15 protein-coding genes are annotated in these 12,656 nt (G+C 71.1%); 3 read left to right on the top strand and 12 right to left on the bottom strand.

Features of this window, described 5'->3' with window-relative positions; genetic code table 11:
• Positions 1-16 precede the first annotated feature (16 nt).
• The 9 genes from FYX01_RS14930 to fbaA form a co-directional block, all read right to left on the bottom strand.
• Entirely contained in the window at positions 17-922 is a 906-nt protein-coding gene (locus tag FYX01_RS14930; RefSeq protein WP_150241727.1) for a phosphoribosylaminoimidazolesuccinocarboxamide synthase, read from the bottom strand.
• 71 nt (positions 923-993) lie between these two features.
• On the bottom strand, positions 994-2,244 hold the full coding sequence (gene purD, locus FYX01_RS14925; RefSeq protein ID WP_150241724.1) for a phosphoribosylamine--glycine ligase: 1,251 nt from the start codon (positions 2,242-2,244) through the stop codon (positions 994-996).
• 41 nt (positions 2,245-2,285) lie between these two features.
• The gene (locus FYX01_RS14920; RefSeq protein ID WP_150241723.1) at positions 2,286-3,569 is read right to left on the bottom strand and encodes an adenylosuccinate synthase; all 1,284 of its coding nucleotides are present in this window, start codon (positions 3,567-3,569) and stop codon (positions 2,286-2,288) included.
• Between the two features lie 310 nt (positions 3,570-3,879).
• Positions 3,880-4,296, bottom strand: a complete 417-nt coding sequence (locus FYX01_RS14915; RefSeq protein ID WP_150241721.1) for a DUF3151 domain-containing protein — start codon at positions 4,294-4,296, stop codon at positions 3,880-3,882.
• A 49-nt stretch (positions 4,297-4,345) separates the two neighbouring features.
• A complete protein-coding gene (locus tag FYX01_RS14910) occupies positions 4,346-5,005 on the bottom strand; it encodes a hypothetical protein (RefSeq protein WP_150241718.1) in 660 nt (219 codons plus the stop codon).
• The gene (locus FYX01_RS14905) at positions 4,993-6,306 is read right to left on the bottom strand and encodes an ABC transporter permease (RefSeq protein WP_223830470.1); all 1,314 of its coding nucleotides are present in this window, start codon (positions 6,304-6,306) and stop codon (positions 4,993-4,995) included. Before FYX01_RS14905 ends, FYX01_RS14910 begins: the two co-directional genes overlap by 13 nt.
• The gene (locus tag FYX01_RS14900) at positions 6,303-7,064 is read right to left on the bottom strand and encodes an ABC transporter ATP-binding protein (protein WP_150241716.1); all 762 of its coding nucleotides are present in this window, start codon (positions 7,062-7,064) and stop codon (positions 6,303-6,305) included. Before FYX01_RS14900 ends, FYX01_RS14905 begins: the two co-directional genes overlap by 4 nt.
• A gap of 57 nt (positions 7,065-7,121) precedes the next feature.
• Positions 7,122-7,532, bottom strand: coding sequence for a hypothetical protein (locus FYX01_RS14895; protein WP_150241714.1), 411 nt, complete (start codon positions 7,530-7,532; stop codon positions 7,122-7,124).
• 243 nt (positions 7,533-7,775) lie between these two features.
• Complete coding sequence (fbaA, locus tag FYX01_RS14890) at positions 7,776-8,798, bottom strand: class II fructose-bisphosphate aldolase (protein ID WP_150241712.1); 1,023 nt, start codon at positions 8,796-8,798, stop codon at positions 7,776-7,778.
• A gap of 407 nt (positions 8,799-9,205) precedes the next feature.
• On the opposite strand from fbaA, the gene FYX01_RS14885 reads away from it, so the two are divergent.
• The gene (locus FYX01_RS14885) at positions 9,206-9,583 is read left to right on the top strand and encodes a RodZ domain-containing protein (protein ID WP_150241710.1); all 378 of its coding nucleotides are present in this window, start codon (positions 9,206-9,208) and stop codon (positions 9,581-9,583) included.
• A 154-nt stretch (positions 9,584-9,737) separates the two neighbouring features.
• On the opposite strand, the gene pyrE is transcribed toward FYX01_RS14885, so the two are convergent.
• Positions 9,738-10,271: an orotate phosphoribosyltransferase gene (pyrE, locus tag FYX01_RS14880; protein WP_150241707.1), complete on the bottom strand. Its 534-nt coding sequence runs from the start codon at positions 10,269-10,271 to the stop codon at positions 9,738-9,740.
• 65 nt (positions 10,272-10,336) lie between these two features.
• Between pyrE and cutA the strand changes: the two genes are divergently transcribed.
• Both cutA and FYX01_RS14870 read left to right on the top strand, forming a co-directional pair.
• Entirely contained in the window at positions 10,337-10,675 is a 339-nt protein-coding gene (gene cutA / locus FYX01_RS14875) for a divalent-cation tolerance protein CutA (protein WP_150241705.1), read from the top strand.
• On the top strand, positions 10,672-11,262 hold the full coding sequence (locus FYX01_RS14870) for a hypothetical protein (RefSeq protein WP_150241703.1): 591 nt from the start codon (positions 10,672-10,674) through the stop codon (positions 11,260-11,262). Before cutA ends, FYX01_RS14870 begins: the two co-directional genes overlap by 4 nt.
• Before the next feature lie 42 nt (positions 11,263-11,304).
• Here FYX01_RS14870 and FYX01_RS14865 read toward each other — a convergent pair whose 3' ends face one another.
• Both FYX01_RS14865 and FYX01_RS14860 read right to left on the bottom strand, forming a co-directional pair.
• Complete coding sequence (locus FYX01_RS14865; RefSeq protein ID WP_150241701.1) at positions 11,305-11,901, bottom strand: hypothetical protein; 597 nt, start codon at positions 11,899-11,901, stop codon at positions 11,305-11,307.
• 93 nt (positions 11,902-11,994) lie between these two features.
• Positions 11,995-12,501 (bottom strand): RDD family protein, encoded by a 507-nt coding sequence (locus tag FYX01_RS14860; RefSeq protein ID WP_223830469.1) that lies wholly within the window; start codon positions 12,499-12,501, stop codon positions 11,995-11,997.
• Positions 12,502-12,656: the final 155 nt, after the last annotated feature.

The following is a 12,656-nucleotide window of genomic DNA, read 5'->3' as shown; positions in this document are numbered from 1 at the left end:
ACCCCGACGCGGTGTTTCACAGGGCGGGCCTGTCCCCGGTCAGACGCTCGTAGATCTCCACGTACCGGTCGAGGGTGCGTTGCACCACGTGCCCGGGCAGCTCCGGCGGCGGGGTCTCCGACGCCCGGTCCCATCCGGCCTCGGGTGAGCGCAGCCAGTCCCGCAGCACCTGCTTGTCGAAGGAGGGTTGCGGCCCTCCGGGGGCCCACGCGTCCGCGGGCCAGTAGCGGGAGGAGTCCGGCGTGAACACCTCGTCGGCCAGCACCAGGTTCCCGTCCTCGTCCCGCCCGTACTCGAACTTGGTGTCGGCGAGGATGATGCCGCGCTCCCGTGCGACCTCCCGGCCGCGCCCGTACACCCGCAGGGTGAGGTCGCGCAGCCCGGCGGCCAGCTCCTCGCCGTGCGCGGCGGCGACGGCCTCGAAGGAGACGTTCTCGTCGTGATCGCCGACCTCGGCCTTGGTCGCCGGGGTGAAGACCGGCTCGGGCAGCTCGGAACCGTCGACCAGTCCGTCGGGGAGTGCGATCCCGCACACGGTGCCGTCCACCCGGTACTCCTCCAGGCCGGATCCGGTGAGGTAGCCGCGGGCCACACACTCCACCGGCACCATGTCCAGCCTGCGGCACACCAGCGTCCTTCCCACCCAGTCGTCGGGGGCGCCCTCGGGCAGGGTGTCGGACACGACGTGGTTGGGCACCAGGTCGCCCAGCTGGTCGAACCACCACAGGGACAGCTGGGTGAGCAGCCGCCCCTTGCCCGGGATCTCGGTGGGCAGCACCCAGTCGTAGGCCGACACCCGGTCGCTGGCGACCATCACCAGCGCGCCGTCGGCCGCGGCGTACAGTTCGCGCACCTTGCCGGTGTGCAGGTGGGTGAGTCCCTCGACCTGGACGGGTTCGGGCCTGACGACGAAACCGCTCACGGTCCCTACCTTTCTGGGAGTTCGATCCTGACCGTCCGCAGGGCAGGGGGCGCTGGGCGCGGTCCCGTCCGCTACAGCTCGGCGGCGGCCCGCTCGGCGATGTCGGTGCGGTGGAACGAGCCGCGCAGCTCGATCCGGGACGCCGCCTCGTAGGCCCGCGAGCGAGCCTGGCGCAGGTCGGCGCCGGTGCCGACCACGTTGAGCACCCGCCCGCCGTTGGACTTGACGCCGTTCGTGCCCTCCCAGGTGGTGCCCGCGTGCAGTACGTACGCGCCGTCCAGCGCGTTCGCCGCGTCCAGCCCGCCGATGACGTCGCCCCTGGCCGGGTCCCCCGGGTAGTTCTCGGCGGCGATCACCACGGTGACCGCGGCGCCCTGCTTCCACTGGAGGGAGCCGATGCTCTTCAGGCCGCCGGTGTCGGTGGCCTGAAGGACCGCGCCGACCGGGGTCGCCAACCGGTCCAGGACCACCTGGGTCTCCGGGTCGCCGAACCGGGCGTTGAACTCCACCACGCGCGGGCCCCGGGAGGTGAGCGCCAGGCCCACGTACAGCAGCCCCTGGTAGCGCTTGCCGCGCCGGTTCATCTCCACCAGGGTCGGCCGCACGACCGACCCCATGATCTCGTCCACCAGGCCCGCCGGGGCCCAGGGCAGCGGCGCGTAGGCGCCCATGCCGCCCGTGTTGGGGCCCTGGTCTCCGTCGTAGGCGCGCTTGAAGTCCTGCGCGGGCAGCAGCGGCAGCGCGTGCAGGCCGTCGCTCAGCACGAAGAGAGACACCTCCGGGCCGTCGAGGAACTCCTCGATGACCACGCGGCCGCACTCGCGGGCGTGCCGCTCGGCGAGCGCGCGCTCCTCGGTCACCACGACACCCTTGCCCGCGGCCAGACCGTCGTTCTTGACCACGTACGGGGTGCCGAACTCGTCCAGCGCCTCGGACACCTGGCCGGCGGTCTTGCACACCCGCGCCTTGGCGGTGGGTACCCCGGCGGCCTCCATGACCTCCTTGGCGAAGGCCTTGGAGCCCTCCAGGCGGGCTGCCTCCTGGTCGGGGCCGAACACCGGGATGCCCCGGTCGCGCAGGGCGTCCGCCACACCGGCGACCAACGGCGCCTCAGGGCCGATCACGACCAGCTCGGCGCGGATGCGCGAGGCCAGTTCGGTCACGGCCAGGCCGTCGGTCACGTTGATGACGTGGTTCTCGGCCAACTCCGAGATGCCGGGGTTGCCGGGGGCGCTGTGGATACTGGTGACACCCGGGTCCAGGGACAGCGCACGGACGAGGGCGTGCTCGCGGCCTCCGCCGCCGAGAACGAGGGCTTTCACTACAGGGGGCCTCTTCGTGTTGAAGGCGGACAGACGGGGGGTCAGACCAGGGAGCGCAGTTCGAGTGTCTCGTCGCGGCCCGGCCCGACACCGATGGCGGAGATCGGGGCCCCCGCCATCTCCTCCAGAGTACGCACGTAGGCCTGCGCGTTCTTGGGGAGTTCGTCGAATTCCCGGACGCCGGTGATGTCCTCCGACCAGCCGTCGAGGTACTCGTAGACCGGCTCGGCGTGGTGGAAGTCGGTCTGGGTCATCGGGATCTCGTCGTGGCGGACCCCGTTGACGTCGTAGGCCACGCACACGGGGATGCGCTCCAGGCCGGTGAGCACATCGAGCTTGGTCAGGAAGAAGTCGGTGATGCCGTTGACCCGGGTGGCGTAGCGCGCGATGGGCGCGTCGAACCAGCCGCAGCGGCGGTTGCGGCCGGTGGTGACGCCGTACTCGCCGCCCTGGGTGCGCAGCCACTCACCCTGCTCGTCGAGCAGCTCGGTGGGGAAGGGGCCCGAGCCCACACGGGTGGTGTAGGCCTTGAGAATGCCCACGACCTTGGTGATGCGGGTGGGGCCGATGCCCGAACCGGCCGCCGCACCGCCCGAGGTGGGGGAGGAGGAGGTCACGAACGGGTAGGTCCCGTGGTCGATGTCCAGCAGAGTGCCCTGGGACCCCTCCAGGTACACGGTCCTGCCCTCGTCGAGCGCCTTGTTGAGGATCAGCGAGGTGTCGGCGACGTAGGGGCGCAGCTGCTCGGCGTAGCCCAGGTACTCCTCGATGATCGGCTCGGCGTCCAGGCCGCGCCGGTTGTACACCTTGGTGAGCAGCTGGTTCTTGTCGTTCAGGGCCAGCTCGATCTTCTTGCGCAGGATCTTGGGGTCGAACATGTCCTGGACGCGTACGCCCTGGCGGGAGACCTTGTCGGCGTAGGTCGGGCCGATGCCGCGGCCGGTGGTGCCGATCCTGCCCTTGCCTAGGAAGCGCTCGCTGACCTTGTCCAGTGCCCGGTGGTAGGGCATGATCAGGTGCGCGTTGGCCGAGATGAGCAGGCGGGACGTGTCCACACCGCGCTCCTGGAGGCCGTGCAGCTCCTCCAGCAGCACACCGGGATCGATGACGACGCCGTTGGCGATGACCGGGACCACGTTCGGGGACAGGATGCCCGAGGGAAGCAGGTGGAGGGCGTACTTCTGCTCGCCGATGACCACCGTGTGCCCGGCGTTGTTGCCGCCCTGGTAACGCACCACGTAGTCCACGCGGTCGCCGACAAGATCGGTCGCCTTGCCCTTGCCCTCGTCGCCCCACTGGGCACCCACGAGCGTGATCGCCGGCATTGGTCTCTACCTCTTCGTTCGACACCTGACCGGGGCTTTTCCGGCCCCGAACATGGAAAACCCCTGGCGCAAGGCTGCGACAGGGGCCGTTGCGTATTGAGGGTACACGACCACCGCATCCGGGTTAAGTGGGACGCTATGGCACCTGGGGCACACGGTTTACTCCTGCTCCCAGTGCACACGGAAAGGTGGTTTTCGCACCCTTTCCGCACGGGGGAGATGGCCGGTTCCCGTGGGCGCCCCGGCATGCGAGGGACCGTCCGGACTCCTCGGAGGGATCCGGACGGCCCCTCGGCCGAGGCCCGGGGCCTCAGCTGTTGAGGGCCTTGTCCGCCTCGGCGCTGGACTCGCGCAGGAAGGTGGCGCAGCGCTCGGCCTCCTCGGTGTCGCCGATCTCCGCGGAGGCCCGGCCCAGGGCGTGCAGCGCGCGCAGGAAGCCCTGGTTGGGCTCGTGCTCCCAGGGGATCGGGCCGTGGCCCTTCCACCCCGAGCGGCGCAGCTGGTCCAGGCCCCGGTGGTAGCCCGTACGGGCGTAGGCGTAGGCGGTCACCGGCTGGCCGTCGGCCAGGGACAGCTCGGCCAGGCGTGCCCACGCGGCGGAGTACTCCGGAAAGCGACCGGCGACCGGCGTGGGGTCCTCGGCCGCGGTGAGCGCCTCGCGGGCCTCGGGGTGGTCGGCCAGGCGCGTCTCGGGCGGCTCGTTCAGCAGGTTCTGGTGCAGGTTCATGCCCCCATCCTGCCACCGGGCGGTACTGCTTCCAGAAGGTCTGCCCGGCTCACTCCGGCTCCTCCCCGCGCTGGTGGGTCCGAGCCGTCGAGCCGCGCGTCACCGCGTGCACCCCCAGTGCGGCCGCCGCCGTGCCCACGGCCAGGGCGGGCACCGCTCCGCCGGGCAGGAGGTCCGGGGCGATCCACCCGTCGCTCCCCGCGTACGCGTACGGGCTCACCCGGTTCAGTCCCGGAACCATGTTGCAGGCCGCGGCACCCAGGAAGATCCCCGCCAGTACCGCCAGACCCGACGGCACCGCGCCCACGAAGGGAGCCAGCAGGTACACGGCGGAGGCCGCCAGCAGGATGTTGGTCACCAGCAGCCACGTGTTCTCCGCAGGGGGAGAGACGACCAGGACGGCGGACCCCGCCGCCACCGGCATGACCACGCCGATCGCGGCCACCGCGGCCGCACGCACGCGGGTCCGCGTACCGCCCAGACGCTCCCACACCCACAGCCGGGGACGGTTGGCCCAGGCACCCGCCATGGCCGCGCACACGCACAGCAGTTCCGCGACGGGGATCCGCTGCTCCTCGTTGGGCCAGTCGAACACCGCAACCGGCACCACGATCCCCAGCGCGGCCATACCGAAGACCGCCGCCACGGCGGCGGCGGCCAGCGCGCCGAGCACCGGCAGCAGCGAGGGCCGCAGGATCACGTTCGCCATGGCAGCTCCTCGGGATCCACCTCACACGACACCAGGCGCTCCCGGTCCTGCCGGATCCACGCGCGGACCTGCTCGGGGTCGGCGTCGGCGAACAGGTCGTTACCGTAGGCATCCCCCTCGAAGGCCTGCGAGGCCAGCCACGCCTTCAGGCCGTAGACGACGGCGGCCCGGCGCTCCTCCGGCTCGGCGTTGTGGTCCAGGCTGGCCACGCTCCCGGAACCGCACCGGTCCACGTCGGGTGCCACCCACTCGGCCGCGGCCGCGGGCACCTGCTGGTACGGATCCCAGCCGGGGTAGACGGGCAGCCAGAGCACGTCCTGACCGGGTCCGTCGAGCACCTCCTCGTCACCGCGGGACAGGCTCTGGTCGCGGACCTCCCGGGGGAGGGCGTCAGTCGGCCCGTAGGCGTCGAACACCGGAGCGGCCAGGCCGGTGACCGCGGTGAGTTCCTCCGCGTGCCCCTCGTGCACGCAGTAGCGGACACCCCCGCGCTCATCGCAGACCGCGGGCCCCGGAGCCCGGGTCACGAGCGGGAACGGACGCAGGTGCGGCAGGACCATGGTCACGGCGACGGCGGCGACGGCCACCCCGTGGACGGCCGAGAACCGTCTCGGGGTCCGCAGCAGCCAGAGGACCGTCCAGGCGACCGCGACCGTCAGCAGCAGGAAGAACCCCAGCCGGTACGGGCCCAGGGCGGCGGCCTCGCGCATGCCCAGGAAGGGGTCGAAGGGCAGTCGGAGCGACAGCGCGGTCCAGGAGTCCGAGACGAAGACCAGGCTGGTGAGAAGGAAGACCGTGCCGACCGCGACGGGCACGGCGAGAAGGCCGCGTGCCACGACACCGCACAGATAGCCCAGCAGGGTGAGGGACACGAACCCCGCCAGGGCGCCCGCGACCGCGGCGGCATCCGGCGACCCCGCGCCTCGCGTGGCGACGGCGCCCGTCAGGGGGAGCAGGCCCACCAGATAGGCCCCCAGGCACCAGCCCACGACCACCACCGCGTGGCGCAGGGGAACGTCCCGCTCCACACGCGGCTGCCAGGGCTGGGCGAACACCAGGGATCTACGGGTGAACCGGCCGGCCACCAGGGCGGCGGCCCCGGCCGCCACCACGGCCGGCAGCCGGGCCTGGGCGCCCACCTGCGAGGAGAGGTACACCCAGTCCAGGGCCCGCCAACCGAGCTGGCCCCACGTTCCCGCGAGGGTCATGGCGAGGATCAGGCCCGCCGGGACCAGGACGAGGACCGGCGGCAGCGGCCAGAAGAGGGGCGAGGCACGCAACCGTGCCGCCGAAGGACTCACGCGCGCTCCCCGATCCGTTCGATCAACCGGTCGTAGGCCCGCTCGAACCCGGAGCCGTAGGCGCTTCCGCCGGAGCTGTCCTCGATCAGCGCCTCCAGTTCGGGGAAGGTGCCGTGGAACTCGATCCGCCCGCCCGCGAGGACACCGACCGTGGTGCACAGGTGCGCGACGTCCTCGATCAGATGGGTCGAGACCAGGACGGTCCGGTCCTGTCCCAGCCGTGCGACGACCTCCCGGACCCGCAGCCGTTGCCCGGGGTCGAGTCCCGCGGTGGGTTCGTCCAGGACCAGGACCCGGGGATCGTGGGCCAGCGCTGCGGCGATGCCGACCCGCTGGCGCTGCCCTCCGGACAGGGTGCGTGTGCGCAGGTCGGCGAGCTCGCCCAGGCCGACCAGGTCCAGCGCCCGCTCGGCCGCACGCCCGCACTCGCGCCTGGCCAGCCCGTGCACCCACGCGGCGTAGGCGACCGTGTCCGTCACGGTCAGCTCCCCGGCCAGGGCGAAGCGCTGGGGGACGAACCCCAGCGCCCGCCGGGCCCCGGAGCGGCCGACCGCGGTGGACAGGTCGTGGCCGCCGAGGAGGAGGCGTCCCCTCCGCACCGGGAGCAGCGTCACGACGAGCGAGAGGAACGTGGTCTTGCCCGAGCCGTTGGGGCCGAGGAGCCCGGTGACACCGGGCTCCACGGTCCAGGTGAGACCGTCCAGCACCTTTCTCCGGCCGGGGTAGCCGAAGTCCAGGTCCTCAGCGGTGATGTGCATGGCCCCGCCTGTTCCCACCCGTCGCATTCCCACGGGGATGCGTGTGTTCTGTTGTGGTCAGCATCGGTTGGCGCGCCCTGAGGACAGTTTGTTTCCGGTGGAGCTCCGCGCCTCGGTGAAATAGGTGCCGTTGCCGTCGCACTTTCCGTTGGCCGCGAAGCTGCTGTTTCCGAAACCGCTGCGACTGGCCTCGGCCACGACCTTGTCGGGCCATGCGGGGCGGTGCTTGCGTACCTGGACGGTGAGGGTCACGGTACCGGCGCACCCCGTGCGGGAGCCGGTTCCGGAGATCGCGTTACCGGAGGTGAAGGGGGTGTTGGCGCCGAGGCCGCACACGTAGGACGAGCGTTCGGCCACGGTTTCGCTCCCGGCCCAGGCCGTTCCGGCCGTCGACGCGCCGACGAGTACGGCACCCGCGGCGAGTACCCAGGCCGCGAGGATTCGGACAGCACTATTCTTGTCTTTCAATTCTCCTCATTCCACTCCGATGGGGTGTGGACTTTCAGGGTAATTCCCGCGCGCCCGCCCAGGAAGCGGGGTTGTGGAAGCTGTGGAAAAGAGGAGAATATGATTTCTGGTGCTTCGAGGTGATTTGTAAGCAAGATGTGTCGGCGCGGCGGCCCGGCCGGTGGGACAAGGCGTCCGGGGAAAACGAGGTGCCCGGCGGCCGAGGCCGCCGGGCACCGACCGCGGACCGCGGTGGGAGTACGACTACTTCATCTTGTTGCCAGCGGACTTCAGGTGCTGGGCGGCCTCCACCACGCGGGCGGCCATGCCGGCCTCGGCGACCTTGCCGTAGGCGCGCGGGTCGTAGACCTTCTTGTTGCCGATCTCCCCGTCGATCTTCAGCACGCCGTCGTAGTTCTTCATGATGTGGTCGACCACGGGACGGGTGTACGCGTACTGCGTGTCGGTGTCGACGTTCATCTTCACCACGCCGTACTCGATGGCCTCGTGGATCTCCTCCATGGTGGAGCCGGAGCCACCGTGGAACACGAAGTCGAACGCCTTGGCCCGACCGTGCTTCTCGGCGACGGCCTCCTGGGCGTTCTTGAGCACCTCCGGGCGCAGCTTCACGAAGCCGGGCTTGTAGGAGCCGTGCACGTTACCGAAGGTCAGGGCCGTCATGTAGTAGCCCTTCTCGCCCAGGCCCAGCACCTCGGCGGTGCGCAGGGCGTCGTTCGGCGTGGTGTACAGCTTCTCGTTGATCTCGCCGACGATGCCGTCCTCCTCGCCGCCGACGACGCCGACCTCGATCTCCAGGATCGTGCGGGCGGCCTTGGACGCGGCCAGCAGCTCCTCGGCGATCTGGAGGTTCTCCTCCAGCTCCACGGCCGAGCCGTCCCACATGTGGGACTGGAACAGCGGCTCCTGGCCCTTGGCCACACGCTCCTTGGAGATCTCCAGCAGCGGGCGGACGAAGCCGTCGAGCTTGTTCTTCGGGCAGTGGTCGGTGTGGAGGGCGATGTTCACCGGGTACTTGTCGGCCACCACGCGGGCGAACTCCGCGAAGGCGACCGAGCCGGTGACCATGTCCTTGACGGTGGCACCGGACAGGAACTCCGCGCCACCGGTGGAAATCTGGACGATGCCGTCGCTTTCGGCCTCGGCGAAACCGCGTAGGGCGGCGTGCAGAGTCTGGCTGGAGGTCACGTTGATCGCCGGGTAGGCGAAGCCCTCGGACTTCGCGCGGCTCAGCATCTCGGTGTAGACCTCGGGGCTGGCGATGGGCATGCTTGACTCTCCCTGGATTCGGCCTGGAGCGAGCGGCCGCCGGACCTGGGCCGACGGCACCCCACGTGCGTTGCCCCGGTGGGGACCGGACTCTGGGGGGTGGCCCTCGGGGGCCGTGCGTCCGGACGTGTCCACCAGGTGTCACCCAAGTATCCCGAATACCCGGAGCCCTTGAAAAGGTCTAGACCAGATTGTCCGGCCTTGTCGGCGCGGACACGGCCGCCGGGGCGGGGGCTCCCGGCTTCGTGGACCCGGAGCGACGGGGTGTGAACCCTCTGTCCTCTTCACGGACGAATTGTGGGGAGTCCTGGGCTTCCAGGCGACTGCTGTCGCTTTTTGCCGTGATACGCGCTACATTCAACGCCGTGGGAAGGCATAGGAATGATCCTCGCGGCGTTGGCCAGGTGATGGCCATCGTCGGGGCCGTCTTGCTCTTGGTGACGCTCTTGGCCCTCGGCGGATTCTTCTTGTACCGATCGCTCCCCAGCACCGACGTGAGTGCCAACGCCTCCGGAACCGCGTCGGAGGGTGAGGAGCCGGAGAACATGGGTGTCCTGTACATCCGTGTCATCGGTGAGTCCAGCGAGGTCTTCGTCCGTGTTCCCGGTGGCGACGTCCTGATGGACCAGAACATGAGCCAGGGCCAATCGGTCAACTACAACCAGGCCGACGAGGGCTTGGAGGTCACCATCGGTGACCCCTCCGCCGTCGAGGTCTTCGTCAACGGCGAGCAGCGCGACATCTCCGACGAGAGCGCCGATCACAGCTTCACGATAGACGGCTAGACGACGTCCGGACACCGGACGGCACGCGGCGACCGCCGGCGGTGACGGAGCCAGCGGGCCCGCCATCGCCCAGGTGCCCTCTGCCGTGGTGGAGCCGTCGGGAGGAGGCCACCGCCGACCGGTCCGCGGACCGGCCGCCCGGTGCTCGGACCCCCTAGACGTCCAGGTCGGACACCCCGTACACCGCCCGGTACTCCAGCCCCTCCTCGGCGATCCGCCCGCGCGCTCCCCGGTCCAGGATCAGCGCGACCGCCACCACCTCGGCGCCCGCCTCGCGCAACGCCTCCACCGCGGTCAGCACCGAGCCGCCCGTGGTCGAGGTGTCCTCCAGGGCCAGGACGCGCCGCCCCCGCACGTCGGCGCCCTCGATCCGCTTCTGCAGGCCGTGCGCCTTGCCCGCCTTGCGCACCACGAAGGCGTCGAGCCTGCGTCCGCGCGCGTGCGCGGCGTGCAGCATGGCGGTGGCCACCGGGTCCGCCCCCAGCGTCAGACCGCCCACCGCGTCGAACTCCAGGTCCGCGACGTTGTCCAACATGACCGAGCCGACCAGCGGCGCGGCCTCCCCGTCCAGGGTGACCCGGCGCAGGTCGACGTAGTAGTCGGCCTCCATGCCCGAGGACAGGGTCACCTTCCCCCGCACGACCGCCTTATCGTTGATCTGACGCAGGAGTTCATCACGTTCGCTCATGATCAGTGAGCCTAGAACACCGGGTGGTACGGAAGGCACCGCGGCACCCGGTCGGAGGGACGGCCATGCCACAGTCCGCGAACACCGTTCGGGTCGAGACCACCGTCGACAGCAGGGACGGCGCCGAACGGGTGGCGCGGTCGGTGGTCGAACACCGCCTGGCGGCCTGTGCCCAGGTGAGCGGGCCGATCACCAGCTTCTACCGCTGGGAGGACCGGATCCAGGCCGACGAGGAGTGGACGGTGGTGATCAAGACCGCCGCCGACCGGCTGGACGACCTCACCGCGCACATCAACGGCGTCCATCCCTACGACGTCCCCGAGGTCGTCGCCGTGCCCGTCACCGGAGGCGGCTCCTCCTACCTGGAGTGGGTGCGCGAGGAGACGCGGGGAGGCTCCGCGTGATCGCCGTCCTGCTCCCCCCGACCCTCGGCGCCCCCACGCGGCTGCCCGCCCTGGCCGACCGGCTGCCCGGCCACGGCCTCACCCCCGTCCACCCCGAGGTGGGCGGTGACGAGCACCCGCCGCACGCGGCCCGCTACATCGCCCGCGCCAGCCTGGAGATCAACCGCCTCGTCGCGCACGACGCCCCGACCGCGCTCGTGGCCGAGGGCGGCGCCGGCCCGCTGCTGGGCGCGGTCGGCGCCGCCCAGCGGTCGGCGCACCGGCCGGTGTTCGGCTATGTGCTGGTGGACGCCTTCCTGCCCCAGCCGGGCAGTCCCACCCGCGTGGACATCGCGAAGTCCCAGAGTCCCGGGAATGCGGATCCTGGGCCGGCGCCCGCGGACGAGCCGCCCGGCTACCGGACCGAGTCGCTGCCGATGGCCTCCGACTGGCCGGACGCCCCGTGCGGCTACCTGCTCACCGACCCCGGCCTGCGCCACGTGGCGCGCCTGGCCGGGCTGCGCGGCTGGAGCGTGCGCGAGGCGGTTCCGGAGGAGGCGTCCGGGGCCCTGGCCGAGCTGCTGGTGGACCTGCGGGGTAGGACCTGAGCACCACGCTCGTGGAGCGCGCGACACGGCGGCGCCGAGCGCCTACGCCGAGCGCGCCGGTGACGTGTCGGCGGAGGCGCCGGCGGCTCTGTTCGTGAGGGCGAGTGAGACCAGGACGCCGGCCAGCATGCCGAGCCCGGGGACCACGCCGCTGACCAGGGGCACCCATTCCGGATACCCGGTGAACGCCATCGCCAGGCCGACGGCGCCGAGCACCGTCATGTAGACGGCGACGCCCAGGATCGAGCGGGCACGCCAGTACCGGGCGAGCGGGAAGAAGTGCAGTCCGACGACGAGGGCGATCCAGGCGACGTTGGCCTGCATGGGCGCGTCCAGGGCGCGCAGCACCTGGACGCCGCCGAACAGCAGGACGAACTCCAGGGCCACGACCACGCCGTAGAAGGGGCCGAACCGCATCCGCGGCCCGTCCCGGACGGGTTCCGCGGCGGAACCGGTGCCGGGGCCCGCTCCGGACCTCCGGGCGAGGGCCACGACCAGCGCGATGACCGCGAGGAGCGCCGCGACCGCGAGGATTCGCAGCACGAGGGCGACGGTGGGATCGAGCGGCGGGCCGGAGTTGGCGAGGACGAAGGCCAGACCGAAACCCGCGCCGATGAGGAAACCCACGAATCGCGTCATATCGCGAAGCTAGCAAGAGGGGGAACCTGACGTCCATGCGGTGGAACCACCCGGACCGGCCCCGAGGCCAGGCCCCTCGTACCGTTCACGCCCCTACCTGCGGACCTGGACGACCACGGTCCCCGCCGCCTTGTCGTGGAGGCACTGCCGCAGTGTCTTGTCGCGCAGGGGCCACAGGACGTTGGTGAGTGACCAGGGCAGGAGCAGGTTGACCGGGTTCACGCCCGGCGCGTAGAGCAGGGCCCGCACGAACGCACGGCCGGCCTTCACCCTTCCGCTGCCGTCGGAGCGCACCACCCACAGCCCCATCATGATCTTGCCGACCGACCGTCCCCACAGACGGACCTGGAGCCATTCCAACACGATGGCCAGCAGGAAGAAGTTGAAGACGGCGGTCACCATGAAGGCGATCTCACCGGGCCCGCCGTCCATGTCGCCGCCGCCTATGGCCACGCTGACGAGGGTTCCCAGCAGCATCATCGCGTACCAGAGACAACCCACGGCGAACGTGTCGACGAACCGGGCGACGAAGCGCACACCCATCTCGGCGCGTCCGACCTCGGGGTGGTGCGGACTCCAACGCCCGGGGTCGGTGAGCACCGGAGGAAGCCAGTTCTGCGGAGGGGGATAGTACCCCTGGTGCCCGTGGGCGTAAGGGGGCTGGTGGGAAAAGCCCTGGGAAGGCGCGGGGTGGGCGGGGGCCGGAGGGGGCGGAAATCCCGGCTGCATTCCGGGATGGCCCTCCGGCCGGGCGG

This window comes from Nocardiopsis quinghaiensis (assembly GCF_008638365.1).
GTDB lineage: Bacteria > Actinomycetota > Actinomycetes > Streptosporangiales > Streptosporangiaceae > Nocardiopsis > Nocardiopsis quinghaiensis.
The sequence above is the reverse complement of the archived record's forward strand: the minus strand, read 5'-3'. Positions and strand labels throughout refer to the sequence as shown.